Source organism: Streptomonospora salina (assembly GCF_014204715.1).
In the GTDB taxonomy this organism is placed as follows: Bacteria; Actinomycetota; Actinomycetes; order Streptosporangiales; family Streptosporangiaceae; genus Streptomonospora; species Streptomonospora salina.
This window is the reverse complement of the sequence record NZ_JACHLY010000001.1, coordinates 3,842,510-3,855,085: the sequence shown is the minus strand read 5'-3', so window position 1 is coordinate 3,855,085 and position 12,576 is coordinate 3,842,510. Positions and strand designations below refer to the sequence as shown.

Genomic DNA, 12,576 nt, shown 5'->3' with positions numbered 1-12,576 from the left:
GGCGGCCGGTCCGCCCGCCCCCTCTGCAACGGGCGGACCGGCACGGCCGTGTCTACTACCGGCCGAGGAGGGGGACGTCGGAGCGCCCCAGGTGGTAGTCGCGCACGGCGACCATGAGCTCCTCGATGCTGAGGTAACCGTTGCCGTTGGTGTCGATGGTGGCGAAGATGTCGTCGTAGTCCTCGGAGACGCCGACCGCGTCGAGCCAGCGCTTGAACTCGTCCGGGCTGACGCGGCCGTCGCCGTCGGTGTCGAGCAGATCGACGATGGCGTGGATGGTCGGACGCAGGACGCGGCTGAAGCCGGCGTCGCCCTGGCTGATGATCTCCGCCTCGGCGACCTCTGCGAACTCCTCGGCGTTGAGGGAGCTGCGCCCGGCCTTGCTGGCCAGGAAGTCCCACATCTGGGTGTAGGCGTCGTAGACCGCGCGCCCGCGAGGTGAGGTCTCGTCCTCACCGAGATTGCGCATGATCTCGCGCGCCTCGGCTTCGAAGTCGGATCGGTCGATGGTTCCGTCGCCGTTGTTGTCCCAGTGGACGAACCGCTCGTTCAGGCGCTCGCGCTCTTTCACGTTACTCGCCATTTCCGACCTTTCATAAACAAGCGATGGACACCCGGATCGCCGCGGCACCGGGGAATGCGAAGCTTCACCGATAACGCTACCACTCAGCTCGCGGCAGTCCACCGTTCCAACGAAACCCGAAAGTGCGCGGCCAGCGGTTCGTTCACGCGCTCTGCGCATCGATTAAACCGCAATCCACCGCAAACCCGAGAAAATCGCACCGCAATTCGTCGCATTCGCAGGGAAATAAATAGGATGACGGTAACGCCGGACAACACGGCGGTTGACCCGATTCGTCCAACCGGTTCCCCCGGTGGCGGGGCGACCGGTTTCACCACCGCCCCGGTTCGGGAGGTCCGGAATCAGAATACCGGACTCCCGCATCCGTTTCCGGATCTCCCGCTCCGGAAATTGAATTCGATTCACGCGCGGTCACAACCGCTCGCGCACACCCGCTTCGCTTTCGACGCCGCCCTGCGCGTCGCGGACGTCGCCCCCCATGGAGGTGCCGTCGACGCTGCGCCGGAACACGGGCAGCACGGTCCGCTTGCACACGTCCTCCAGCAGCAGGGCCAGCGCCGCGTACAGGCCGAGGACGAACACCACCAGCCCGACGACGCCGGCGACCGCCGACCACAGCTCCGCCCCGGTGATCTCGTAGCCGGCCGTGAAGAGGAAATGCACAGCGGCGGTCAGCAGCACGACCGAGGACAGCAGCTTCCCGCTCTCGGCACCGGCCGCGACCGGCACGAACAGGACGATCGCCGCGGCCAGCATCAGCACCCCCAGCGTCGGACTGGTCACGGTCCCGACCGGCAGGGTCAGCCTGATCACCCCGGTCGCCAGCCACGTGGCGCCGAGGATTCCCGTGGCGGTGGCGACGACGCCGTCGCGCGCGAGGAACGCGAGCAGGCAGGCGATCAGCTGGAGCGGGAACGAGAAGGTGATGAACGCCATCGACACGTGCGAGCCGTCGCCGTAGGACAGCACGTCCAGCTGCAGCAGGCTGAGCAGGAGTGTGGCCACGGCCAGCGCCGCGAACCCCAACGGCGCGGGGCTGGCCATGGGGCGCAGACCGATCCGCACGGCCGGCGTGTCCGAGCGGACCGCCTTTTCGGATTCCGGTTCGGCGGGTTCGGCGGATTCTGATGCTGCCATCGGTGTCTCCCCCTCGGCTGTCGTGCTGCCGCTGTACGTACGTGACCTGCTAGACCAGCGCTGCCCTAGCTAAACGCCGACGGCATACCGAGTATCCGAAACGCCGCGCCCCCCGGGCCGGAACCGGCCACCAGAGCCGGCTGGGGGTGCACGGTTCGGCGGTAGCGGGAGGCGGCGTCTAAGCTCCGCGCCATGGACGAATTGCGCGGCGACCGGGCGGTCTGGACCTTCGACGGGGAGGCGGTATCGATCCGCTTCCACACCGGGACGTTCAAGAACGCCATGCTCAAGGAACTGGGGCGGTGCACGGTCCCAGTGGCGGCCGTCTCCTCCGTCGACTTCCACCTGTCCGACAGCAAGCGCAAACGCTGGGCGCTGCGGCTGCGCATGCACGATCGGACCGACCCGTATACGGCCGTGGGCGCGATGCTCACGGAGAAGTCCCAGCCGTTCTATCTCGTGGGTCGGGCCGACTCGGAGCTGATCGCCGAGAACCTGGCCGACCAGATCCGCTTCGCCGCCGGCCGTGCGGCCGAGGAGCGCGCCCAGTCCGCCCAGCCCGCCCAGGCGGGACCCGGGCAGGCCGAGCCGGCCGGCTCCGCCGCCCCCGGCCCGCACCTGGCCAGGCGCCTGGTCCCGCCGCTGCCGCTGCACATCCAGACGTCGGAGGGAACGGCCGCCTTCGACGGCTCCGCCGTGCGGCTGATCTGGAGCGGCGGCATGACCTCGTCCCACAAGAAGAAGACCCAGCGCCGCGTATTCGCCCTCGCCGACATCACCGACGTCGAATGGGTCCCCGCGACCGACAGCGGGAACGGCCATCTGCGCATCAACACCACCGAGGAAGACGCCCCGGAGGTCACCAAACCCAAGCACGACCTGTCCTGCCTGCTATGCGGCGAGGGCGAGGAAAACGCCCGCGCCCTGATGATGGCCGCCACCGTCACCGCCCACCTGTGGACCCGCGACCAGGGCACGACCGGACAGCTTGAGTCCTGAGCGCCCGCCCGCCGATCCCACCGCCCCCGTCCGCATCCCCAAACCCGTTGATCTTGTAGCTACGGTGAGTAAAAACGATTTTGCGTGACGTTAGCTACAAGATCGACGGTGTAGGGGACGGTGGAAGATTGCGTCCGGTCCCAGCCGGCCTTCACGGAGGCGGGTCGGGGGACCAGAGGCCGCGTGAGAGCAAGCCGGTGGCGTCAATCGGCAGCAACCCGTCGTCGATCCCGCGTAGCTGTTCGTAGACGCTGCGCATCTCGGCCCGGTCCGCGATGTGCTTTCCGGCTGCGCGTTCCAAGACGGTAACCGTACTCACCAGACCCATCCGGCCGACCGATCGTCCCGAGGAGCGGAGCCGGTCGAGCCGGCGAATCTCCGCGTCAGCGATGCGTGCTCCTTGCCCGTCGTCGATGAGCACGATGACCGTCGCTCCTGATTCGGCTGCGACGACCGCATGGGCGACCACCATGATCTCGCCGAGATCCTTCGGTTCCTTCGACCGCGCTGCCATCGACGTGCCGGTGATCCGATCGACCACCGCCGCGAGTTCAGGCGTCGTGTCGTCCGAGAGGATTCGCATCCATCCGTGCGGAGTCAGCTTCCGCCAGGTCTTCTCGGCAGTGCGGAAGCGTCGGTCGCGCCCGGCCTTGTCGAGCACTTCGCGCTCGACGGCCTCCGGTGCGCTCAATTTGCCCAGGACCCCGATGAGCAGCCGCTCCCTGTTGATGGCGAGGAAATTGAGGCCGGGGCCGGCGTCGATGATCGGCCGGTGGTTCATCCGTCGTCTTTCGCTGTCCCATCCGAAGAATCACCGCCATCATCCGGGGCGTTCAGGAGTTCGTCCAATGCCCCCAGGTCGACGTCGACGTCCGGCAGGTCTTCGGCGTCGGACCACGCCGCCGGGCGGACGGTCGGGGCCACCCCGGCCGCTTCGAGTTCCTTTTCGGCTTGTTCCGCGGTGATGCCGCGGAGGTTGGCGATGGATTGGGCCGGCAGTATGCCCTCGGTGTAGCCGGTGATGGCGCGGGCGAGGAGCCGTTGCGGGGCTCTGGTCTGCTGGGAGTCGGCTTGCAGGGCACGGTAGTGGTCGATCCACCCGAACCGGAACGCCAGTTGCGGTGTACGGGACTCCAACCATTCCCGCTTGGCGGACGTATCGATGTACCCCGCACCGTGCAGTGCGATCGCGGCGATCGGGGGCGAGACCACGAACCGCTGGACCACGGACGAGAGATCGGCTTCGGACGCGAACTCGCGATCCCCGAGGAACTCCTGCAGGCCTTCCCGCGGCACGAGGAGGTGTCGGGCGAATGCGTCGGCCCGGATCTCCTCGTCGCGCCGGGCGGACCAGTGCCCCGTGTCGCTGTCGAGCCAGTCTCCGAACAGCACGTGCCCGAGTTCGTGCGCGAGTGTGCTGCGCTGCCGCATCGGATTGGGCGTAGAGGCCACGCCGATGAACACGGTGCCGCGCTCGGGGTCGCGCACCGTCAGCCCGTGCTCGTCCGGCTCCGCATCCAGAACCGCAACGTCGTACCCGGTGACCTGCTCGATGATGGCGACGAGATCGCCCAAGGGCTGGACTCCCAGGTGGTGTTCCCGGCGGAAGCGCAGGGCGGCGGCGCGGCCGTGCTCCTCGGTACTCAACGGTCCTCGGTGTCGCCGCCGATGGTGGCGGGGATGGCCTGATCGTCCAGGAAGTCGTTCAGCTCCAGGAAGCTCAGCAGTTTCTGCCGCATGCCGTCCGCATCCGAGCCGTTGGTAGCCCGAGCCGCGCACTGGGCCCGGTCGGCCGTCCTCGCGACTCCCGCGAGTTCGGCGACCGTACGCCCGGTGGCCCACGCGATCGCCACGATTTCGGGCATCTTCGCCGTCCGCTCGCCGGAGATGATCCGCGAGAGGGTCGCCTGCGAAATACCCGATCGATCCGCAAGGGCGCGCTGACTCGTCCCTGCGTCCATGCGGGCGCGTTCGATCCGCGCGCCGACATGCGTCACCGTCGGCCACCCCCTCACCAGGATTGAATCACCACTGCTTACGTTGATTCAGTATATCCACCGCTCCTGCCCGCGGCCAGTGTTCGAGGTTCCTCGACGGGGGTGGCGCGGCCGGCTCCCTTCCGGGCCGACCCTGTCCACCCCCCAAACCCGTTGATCTTGTAGCTACCGTGAGTAAAAACGATTTTGCGTGACGTTAGATACAAGATCAACAGTGAAAGGCGCGGGCGGTGTCACCCGCGGGTCGTGCGCATGGCCGGAGGGACCCAGCCCCAGCGCATGGACCGTTCGGTGACGGTCAGGTGGTTGATCAGCTCGACGAGCCAGCGCCGCTGCTCGTGCGCGTCGTCGGCCGCCATCCCCAGCTGCGCCTGGACACCCGGCGCGAGCGTGATGGTGAAGACCCTGCTGTCGGCGTCGAAGCAGATGTCCAGGCCGCCGATGCGCGGGCTGTCGATGACCGTGGTGTCGTCGGGCGGGACGGAGTCGGAGTCGGGTTCGCGTGTCGTCATGGCTGCACCACCGTCGGAGAGTCGTTTCGGGTGAGCGTGAAGTAGAGGCCGCCGCCCCGGGACGGAACTCCCCAGGCGTCGGCGAACGTGTCGACCAGCACCAGCCCGCGCCCGGATTCGGCGTCGTCGCCGGGAGCGGCGAGCGTCGGGACGGTGGCGGCGGCGCCGTCGTCCTCGACGTCGACGGTGAGCGCGTCGGCGCCGGTGTGCAGGTGCACGGTGAAGCGCCCGCCCGGCCTGCTGCCCGACGCCGTGTGGCGCACCGCGTTCGAGGCGGCCTCGGACAGCAGGAGCGCGGCGGTGTCGACGACGGGCTCCGGGACGGGCGGGGCGGTGGCTGTGCGGAGGAGGTCCGCCAGCCAGTGCCGGGAATCGGCGACGCCGGAGGCGACACCCGGGAACGTGCGGGTGTGCGTGCGGGCGGAGGTTCGGGTGCCGGTGCGGGTGCGGGTGCGGGTGTGGTTTCCGGGGGTCATCGCACACCCCCGTTGCGGCGGGCGGCACTGTCGGAGTAGAACAGCTCGCCGCGCTGCTGCATGGCGAGGACGTAGGGGCGGATACGGGGCGAGAGCACGGGCCGGCGACGGTGGCGGCGGCGCGCGTGGCGCGGCCGCTGCGGACGGGAGGGTCGGGGCTCGTGAGGCGGGCGGGTCTGCGTCCGGGATGAACCGATAGTGTCGATCATGGGTCTCCACCTGGGTCGATCAGGTCGGGGATCAAGGCCCTGGTTCGGTGTCGCAAGCGCCGGCCAGGGCCGTTTTGTTCGTGAACCACGGTGTCACCCGTGATCGAACCTATCCATAAGGGCAACATTGTTGTTGCTTGTTCTGGAAATCTGTAGCCAGATGTATCCAGACCGTGGCACGGTGTTTCCATGTCCCGCGAAGAGCAAGCACGCTGGTCGAGATTCGGTGACGAGCTACGGAAAAGTCGTTCGTCAGCAGGGATGACGCAACGCGATCTCGGATCGAAGGTTGGCCTCTCCCATGGGATGGTCGGCGCTATCGAGCGGGCTCAGCGCCGACCACAAAAGGAACAAGTGGAAGATTTCGACACTATCTTGGCAACAGGCGGTGTCCTGAGCCAGATATGGGATGAACTCACCACGGAGTGGAACGTTCCCGCTGGCTTTCGCGACGTGCTGCACCTGGAGCAGAGGTCCCGACAGATCAGGGAGTTCAACGCCCAGATGCTTCCGGGCATCCTCCAGACGCCCGACTATGCGCGCGCCCTCATCCGAGCACGCAAGATCACGGCGTCGAAGGAGGAGGTAGACCACCTGGTCGAAACCCGTGTAGGGCGGCTCGCTAAGCTTCGCGAAGGGTCGCTTCCGCTGCTGTGGTGCGTGGTCCGCCAGGCTGCCCTGACCCCGAACTTGGGAGACTCCGCGATCGTCCGGGGACAGCTGGCACACCTGATCAAACTCGGAACGGAGGGCACCGCCAGGATCCAGATCATTCCCGATTCCGCACCTGCACCAGCGGCGTTGTGCGAGGCGTTCCGAGTAATGACCCTCGATGGGGCCAACACCATCGGGTATGTTGAGCATGCCCTGGGAGGAGAGGTCAAGGCGCTTCCGCAGCAGGTAGAGGACTTGATCACCTTCTTTGAGACGCTACTGAGCGAGGCCTTGTCCCCCTCGGCCTCGCTCGAACTCATAGGCACGATTAACGGTGACCACCATGGAGAGATGGACTAAGTCCAGCTACAGCAATGGGACCGGCGCGAACTGCGTAGAGGTCCGAAATGCGCGGGCGGAGTCTGATGTGGTCGGCGTCCGCGACACCCAGCACCGCCCGCTGGGGCACCTGGACTTCCCTTCCGGTGAGTGGGCGGCCTTCCTCACGGCGGCGAAGGCGGCCGAGGTGTAGTCCGCTTCCCCTGCGCGCTCCTGCCCGCTCCTGCTCGACCCGCCTGTCTTCCGCCGAGGGTGTCCTCAGGGGCACTCTCGGCGTCGAACGTGTCACTGAGGACACCCTCGGCGCGATCCAGCCGCCGGGCACACCCGCGTGATCTCCGCGCGCGGGCTCCCCCGCGCTGCGCGACGCACCGCACCCGTGCCACGCTGCTATTCCCCCGCAGAGTCGGGACACCCGTATCACCCGCATCCCCCATGCCCCATCCCCCGACCAGAAGGAGACGTGCTCGTGATCCTCGTCACCGGAGCCACCGGACAGCTCGGTTCGGCCGTCATCGACCGCCTGCTGGAGCGCACCGACCCCGCCGGGGTGGCGGCGCTCGTGCGCGACCCGGACAAAGCCGCCGGCATCGCGGCCCGGGGCGTCTCGGTCCGCGTCGGCGACTACGACGACCCCGACGCCCTCGACCGGGCCATGCAGGGCGTCGACCGTGTCCTGCTCATCGCGGGCACCGCCCCTCAAGCCCGGGTTCAGCAGCACCGGAACGTGATCGACGCCGCCCAGCGGGCGGGTGTGTCGCTGATCGGGTTCGCCGGCCGGTCGATGCAGAACGCGGACGCGTCGCAGACCCCGCTGATGGGCGACTACTTCGCGACCGAGGACCGGATCCGCAGCAGCGGCCTGCCGCATGCGCTCTTCCGCAACGGCCTGTACATGGACACGGTTCCGCTGTACGTCGGCGGTGCGGGGGTGTTCGAGAACGGCCTGCGGGTGCCGGTCGGCGAGGGCCGGGTCGCCTACGCGCTGCGCCGGGAGATGGGTGAGGCGATCGCCAACGCCATGCTCGACCACGGCGGCGAGAACCGCACCTACGTCGTCGCCGCGCCCGTGACCTACGGCTTCGACGACGTCGCGGCCGCGCTCGGCGAGGTGTCGGGTCGGCCGCTGTCCTACATCCGGGTCACGGAGGAGGAGTACATCGCGGGCGCTGTGCGGTCGGGCACCCCCGAGGAGGTCGCGAACAACGTCCTCGGGTTCTACCGGGACATCCGCGACAATCGGCTCGACGAGACCAGCGGCGATCTGGAGCTGCTGCTGGGGCGCCGGCCCGCCGGCCTCGTCGAAGGGCTGCGCGAACTCTTCTCCCTTCCCGAGTCCACCAGTCCGGCACCGTAGCGCCGCGTCGGCCCCCGGCGCGTCCGGGGCGGGCCGGCGCCGCGTCGGCGGCCGCCCGCCCCGCCGGTCAACGGGTGTAAACCGCACCCGTGCGCCGGGCGTCTTCCTGGGAAGTGATCGGGTGGGGCGCCCCCGCACCCACCGCTTCGCAGCACCCTCCGGCCGCACGCGCCGCGCCGCACCCTCCCGCGCCGCCCCGCTGCCGCACGCGCCCCGTCACTGCGCGCCCACTGCATGCCCACTGCGCGAAAGCTCCGCCAACACCCCGATTCTCAGAGTTCTCAGGTTTCCCAATATCGGTTGTTAACCGGATTCACACTCCGATAGCTTGGCTGCACCAAGGCTCGACGCCGCCGGAGCCCCCAGCCGCGCGGTCGCACAGCCCGCAGACGAGCGTGAGCAGGAACCTCCATGCCTGAGACAACCGCATCCCCCGAGACACCCCACGTCGAAATACCCGAGACCGAATCGCTCGTCGCGGTACGCGGCCAGAAGTGGGTGGTCAGCGGCGTCGATCCCGTTCCCCCCGAACCGGGCGCCCCGCCTCCGCCCGGCGGGACGGTCGTCACCCTGCAGAGCGTCGAGGACGGCCGCTACGGCGAAACCCTCGACGTCGTCTGGGAGATCGAACCCGGCCGCCAGATCCTGCCCAGCGGCTCGCTGCCCGAGGTCTCCCCCGCCCACTACGACCCGCCCGAGCGCCTGGCCGCGTTCCTGGACTCGGTGCGCTGGTCGGCCGTCACCTCCGCAGACGTGCGCACCCTGCAAGCACCCTTCCGCTCCGGTGTGGCCATCGAGGACTACCAGCTGGAGCCGGTCGCCCGCGCCGTCGCCGCGCCCCGCGTGAACCTGCTGCTGGCCGACGACGTGGGCCTGGGCAAAACCGTCGAGGCCGGGCTGGTCGCCCAGGAGCTGCTGCTGCGCCACCGCAGCCGGCGCATCATGATCGTCTGCCCCGCCGGTCTCACGGCGAAGTGGAAAGACGAGATGTTCGAGAAGTTCGGCCTGGACTTCACGATCATCGACTCCGAGCGCTGCGCCCAGGTCCGCAAGGACCTCGGCAGCGCCGCCAACCCGTTCAAGGTCTACCCGCAGACCATCGTCAGCCTGCCGTGGCTGCGCGGCGCCAAGGCCCAGCGGCTGCTCGACGAGGTGCTGCCCGCCGGGAGCGAGGGCACGGGCTACGACAGCACCGGCGCCGCCCACGAGCGCGCGTTCGACCTGCTGATCCTGGACGAGGCCCACCACGTGGCCCCGGCCGCACCCAAGCAGGTCTATGCGGTGGACTCCCAGCAGACCAAGCTGGTGCGCCGCCTGGCCCCGCACTTCACCCACCGGCTGTTCCTGTCGGCCACCCCGCACAACGGCTACCAGGCGTCGTTCACCGCGCTGCTGGAGATCCTCGACGACCAGCGCTTCGCCCGCGGCGTGTCCGCCGACCGCGGCGCCGTCAAGGACACGGTGGTGCGCCGCCTCAAGCGCGACATCACCGACGCCGACGGCAACCCGCGCTTCGCCGAGCGCGACGCCCGCGCGATCCCGGTCGCCTACCCCGACAGCGAGCGCGAGATCCACGGGCTGCTGACCCGCTTCGCCCGGGCGCGCCGCGACAAGCTCACCACCAAAGGCGGCCGCAAGGCCACCGACCTGGTCACCCTGCTGCTGAAGAAGCGGCTGTTCTCCAGCCCGGCCGCTCTGGCCCACACCGTGCAGGTGTACCTGGAGACCCTGCGCTCGCGCGGCCGCGGGCCCGCCGAGCTGGCGGACGACGCGCTGGACGAGGACGCGCCGGAGTGGCTCGACGAGTTCTTCGACGACGTCGCCGCCTACGGCGACGAGGAGCTGGCCCAGGCCGAGGACGACGCGCTGGAGGGCACCCGCCCGTTGCAGCCCGACGCCGACGACGACGAGGAGTCGCTGCTGGTGCGGATGCGCGACTGGGCGCTGGCGCACGAGGCCCAGCCCGACGCGAAGGCCACCCAGCTGATCGAGTACCTCACCGCGGTGTGCAAACCGGACGAGCACTGGACGGACGAGCGCGTGGTGGTGTTCACCGAGTACCGCGACACCCTGGACTGGCTGCGCGGCCTGCTGCACCAGCAGGGCCTGGGCGGCGACCGGGTCGAGGTGCTGCACGGCGGCATGGACACCGACGAGCGCGAGCGGCTGCGGCTGGCGTTCCAGAAGGACCCGGCCCAGCACCCGGTACGGATCCTGCTGGCCACCGACGCCGCCAGCGAAGGCATCGACCTGCAGCGGCACTGCCACCGGCTGGTGAACTACGACATCCCGTTCAACCCGAACAAGCTGGAGCAGCGGATCGGCCGCATCGACCGCTACGGCCAGACCATGACCCCCGAGGTGCGGCACTTCGTGGGCACCGGCTGGGAGGGGGCCGTCGACTCCTACGAGGCCGACCTGGAGTTCCTGTCCCGCGTGGCCACCAAGGTCGCCGCGATGGAGGAGGACCTGGGCTCGGTCAACGCGGTGCTGTCGGACGCGGTGCAGCGGCGGATGCTGGGCCAGAACGCGAGCGTGGACGTCGCCGCGGCCGGCCAGGGCCGCCCGACGCTGCCCGCCGAGTCCGACGTCGGCGGCCAGGTGCGCAAGCTCCGCGCCGACCTGGACAAGACCGTGGACCAGCTGGGGCTGCGACCCGAGCGCATCAAGCGGGTCGTGGACACCGCCCTGGAGCTGGCCCGCCAGCAGCCGCTGCGTCAGCACACCGACGAGAAGCACCTGGCGGAAGGGCTGTACGACGTGCCGGCGCTGACCGGTTCGTGGGTGCGCGCCACCGCCGGGCTGACGGAGAAACTGGCCGGGGCCGGGGCCGGGGCCGGGAGCGGCTCCGGGACCGGTGACGGTGGCGGTGGCGGCCGGAAGGCGAAGCTCCCGGAGCCGCGCCGGCTGCCGGTGACCTTCGACCAGGAGACCGCGCGCGACCGCGACGACGTCGTACTGGCCCACCTCAACCACCCGCTGGTGGCGATGTCCACCCGGCTGCTGCGGGCGGCGGTGTCCAACGACCGGGTGGGCCTGGACCGGGTGACCGCCGTCGTCAGCGACGACCCGGAGCTGGAGGACGTGCTCGTGGGCGCCTACTCCCGGTTCGTGCTGGTCGGCGCGGACGGCGTGCGGCTGCACGAGGAGGTGCTGGAGGCCGGCGGCTGGGCGCCCGCCGAGGGCCGGTTCCGGCGCCTGGAGAACCTGGGCACGCTGCGCGGCATCCTCGACCGGGCGCTGACCGGGGGCCGCCCGCTGCCGGAGCCGGTGTGGCACCGCATCGCCCAGCGCTGGCCGCGCATCGGCGACGGGCTGCGCAACGCCGTCGAGCGGCGCAAACAGACCCGGCAGGAGTCCCTGCGCAAGGGGTTGGAGCAGCGCGAGCAGGCCGAGCGCGACCGCATCACCGCCGTCATCGACCACTTCGCCGCCAGCCTGCGCGACGCGCTGGCCGAGGGTTCCGGCGACGCCGAGGACGCGCTGTTCAGCACCGCCGACGTGCGCGAAACCAACCAGACGCGCGAGGAGCGCGAGCAGTACCGCAAGGACCGGGCGAACTGGGAGCGCCGGCTCGCCGGGCTGGACGCCGAACGCGACCGCGAGCTGGACGCGATCGCCGCCCGCTACAGCCGCCAGGAGCCGCACTCCTTCCCCGTCGCCGTCGTCTTCGTCGTTCCCCAGCGGGAGGCAATCCGATGATCCGCAACGCCCGTCCCCGCCCGAGCGCCGGAGACAGCGCCGAGCAGCACCGCAACTGGCTCGGCCTGATCGAGGTCAGCGGGCCGTTCCTGACCCTGCCGGTGCTGCGCGCCACCTGGCCCGTCCGGCTGGACCCGGTGGACAAGCGGCAGCGCGCCGAGCTGCGCAGGCAGCACGCCCGCTGGATGGCCGACATGGCCGGGACCCAGCGGGAGTGGGTGGGCTATGTGCTGGGCGGCATGCTCGCCTGGGGCGACGACCTGCATATGGACGACCGGGCGGGTGACCGATCGGCGGAGGGCCGACACACGGGCTCGGCGGGATCGGCGCCGGAGGGGGGCGCCGATCCCGCCGACGGGGCCGTCGACGACGACGGCGCGGCGCTGGACGCGCTCGGGCTGGAGGTGCCCGAGCACGACACGCGGGTGGTGCCGTCGTTCGTGCTCACCGACCCGGGCGAGGCCGTCAAGCCCGACACCGTGCGGGTGCTGGGCCTGCTGTGCGCGCCGGGGCAGCGCCCCAGCGCCCGCGTGCCCGGCGAGTCCTGGGCGGCGACACCGGCCGACCGGCTCGCACAGCTGTGCCGCCACCACGGCGTGGAGCTGGGCCTG

General features: G+C 70.0%; 12 protein-coding genes. 5 read left to right on the top strand and 7 right to left on the bottom strand.

The features are described 5' to 3' along the window. Positions 1-55: 55 nt before the first annotated feature. On the bottom strand, positions 56-583 hold the full coding sequence (locus HNR25_RS17365) for an EF-hand domain-containing protein (protein WP_184636792.1): 528 nt from the start codon (positions 581-583) through the stop codon (positions 56-58). Between the two features lie 411 nt (positions 584-994). After that, on the bottom strand, positions 995-1,720 hold the full coding sequence (locus HNR25_RS17360; protein WP_184636790.1) for a GPR1/FUN34/YaaH family transporter: 726 nt from the start codon (positions 1,718-1,720) through the stop codon (positions 995-997). A 192-nt stretch (positions 1,721-1,912) separates the two neighbouring features. Between HNR25_RS17360 and HNR25_RS17355 the strand changes: the two genes are divergently transcribed. Next, positions 1,913-2,719 carry a DUF4429 domain-containing protein gene (locus HNR25_RS17355; protein ID WP_184636788.1) on the top strand — a complete coding sequence of 269 codons (807 nt, stop codon included), beginning with the start codon at positions 1,913-1,915 and terminating at the stop codon, positions 2,717-2,719. Positions 2,720-2,870: 151 nt separating this feature from the next. Here HNR25_RS17355 and HNR25_RS17350 read toward each other — a convergent pair whose 3' ends face one another. The 5 genes from HNR25_RS17350 to HNR25_RS17330 form a co-directional block, all read right to left on the bottom strand. After that, positions 2,871-3,500 carry a PIN domain-containing protein gene (locus HNR25_RS17350; protein ID WP_184636786.1) on the bottom strand — a complete coding sequence of 210 codons (630 nt, stop codon included), beginning with the start codon at positions 3,498-3,500 and terminating at the stop codon, positions 2,871-2,873. After that, entirely contained in the window at positions 3,497-4,366 is an 870-nt protein-coding gene (locus tag HNR25_RS17345; protein ID WP_184636784.1) for an ImmA/IrrE family metallo-endopeptidase, read from the bottom strand. Before HNR25_RS17345 ends, HNR25_RS17350 begins: the two co-directional genes overlap by 4 nt. Beyond that, the gene (locus HNR25_RS17340) at positions 4,363-4,716 is read right to left on the bottom strand and encodes a helix-turn-helix domain-containing protein (protein ID WP_312862591.1); all 354 of its coding nucleotides are present in this window, start codon (positions 4,714-4,716) and stop codon (positions 4,363-4,365) included. Before HNR25_RS17340 ends, HNR25_RS17345 begins: the two co-directional genes overlap by 4 nt. A gap of 233 nt (positions 4,717-4,949) precedes the next feature. Next, positions 4,950-5,228 (bottom strand): hypothetical protein, encoded by a 279-nt coding sequence (locus tag HNR25_RS17335; protein WP_184636782.1) that lies wholly within the window; start codon positions 5,226-5,228, stop codon positions 4,950-4,952. Beyond that, complete coding sequence (locus tag HNR25_RS17330; RefSeq protein ID WP_184636780.1) at positions 5,225-5,704, bottom strand: ATP-binding protein; 480 nt, start codon at positions 5,702-5,704, stop codon at positions 5,225-5,227. The genes HNR25_RS17335 and HNR25_RS17330 overlap by 4 nt, the downstream gene beginning before the upstream one ends. 398 nt (positions 5,705-6,102) lie before the next feature. Here HNR25_RS17330 and HNR25_RS26580 point away from each other — a divergent pair, with 398 nt between their 5' ends. The 4 genes from HNR25_RS26580 to drmD all read left to right on the top strand — a co-directional run bounded on the left by HNR25_RS26580 (position 6,103) and on the right by drmD (position 11,965). Next, positions 6,103-6,927 (top strand): helix-turn-helix domain-containing protein, encoded by an 825-nt coding sequence (locus HNR25_RS26580; RefSeq protein WP_184636778.1) that lies wholly within the window; start codon positions 6,103-6,105, stop codon positions 6,925-6,927. Beyond that, positions 6,911-7,099: a DUF397 domain-containing protein gene (locus HNR25_RS17320; RefSeq protein ID WP_184636776.1), complete on the top strand. Its 189-nt coding sequence runs from the start codon at positions 6,911-6,913 to the stop codon at positions 7,097-7,099. Before HNR25_RS26580 ends, HNR25_RS17320 begins: the two co-directional genes overlap by 17 nt. Before the next feature lie 270 nt (positions 7,100-7,369). After that, positions 7,370-8,263 (top strand): SDR family oxidoreductase, encoded by an 894-nt coding sequence (locus HNR25_RS17315; RefSeq protein ID WP_221457655.1) that lies wholly within the window; start codon positions 7,370-7,372, stop codon positions 8,261-8,263. A gap of 411 nt (positions 8,264-8,674) precedes the next feature. Beyond that, the gene (gene drmD / locus HNR25_RS17310) at positions 8,675-11,965 is read left to right on the top strand and encodes a DISARM system SNF2-like helicase DrmD (RefSeq protein WP_184636774.1); all 3,291 of its coding nucleotides are present in this window, start codon (positions 8,675-8,677) and stop codon (positions 11,963-11,965) included. Positions 11,966-12,576: the final 611 nt, after the last annotated feature.